The sequence below is a fragment of the Aeromonas bivalvium genome (assembly GCF_000819765.1).
In the GTDB taxonomy this organism is placed as follows: domain Bacteria; phylum Pseudomonadota; class Gammaproteobacteria; order Enterobacterales; family Aeromonadaceae; genus Aeromonas; species Aeromonas bivalvium.
The window spans coordinates 9,972-10,465 of the sequence record NZ_CDBT01000039.1 but is presented as its reverse complement, the minus strand read 5'-3'; the positions used below and the strand labels follow the sequence as shown (position 1 = coordinate 10,465).

Genomic DNA, 494 nt, shown 5'->3' with positions numbered 1-494 from the left:
GGGCACCGATGGCAACCCCCTTGGCCAGCGCCAGGCGGACCGTCTCGGCCATCAGGGACGCATCCCCGGCGTGCCAGCCACAGGCGATGTTGGCGGAACTGACAAGGTCCAGCAGCAGGGCATCCGAGTCGTAGCCCTCCCCCAGATCGGCGTTGAGATCAATGTGTCTTTCCATAAGCCATCCATTCGAAACGATAGAGGTGTTGCTGCCATTCGCGCCGCGCCGCCAGGGCCTGCTCCCGCGTCACGGGGGAGAAACGCAGCCGCGTCCCCGGCCGCAACTGGGCCAGCTTCCAGAGATCCGCGTCGATGACGCAGCCGATGCGCGGGTAGCCGCCCGTGGTCTGGCCATCGGCCAGCAGCACGATGGGCTGGCCGCCAGGGGGCACCTGGATGACGCCGGGCAGGACGCCGTGGGAGGCCAGCTCCCGACCATGGCTGCGCACCAGCGTCGGCCCGTCGAGGCGAACGCCCATACGGTTGCTGGCGGGGGT

General features: G+C 69.0%; 1 protein-coding gene and 1 pseudogene. Both read right to left on the bottom strand.

All coding sequences use genetic code 11. The annotated features are described in order from the left end of the window. Positions 1-175, bottom strand: a 175-nt coding sequence (locus BN1119_RS21125) for a LamB/YcsF family protein (protein WP_409337749.1), incomplete at its 3' end; no start/stop codon positions are given. Beyond that, positions 159-494, bottom strand: a pseudogene (locus tag BN1119_RS12120) (KipI antagonist); the annotation flags it as partial. The pseudogene BN1119_RS12120 and the gene BN1119_RS21125, both read right to left, overlap by 17 nt.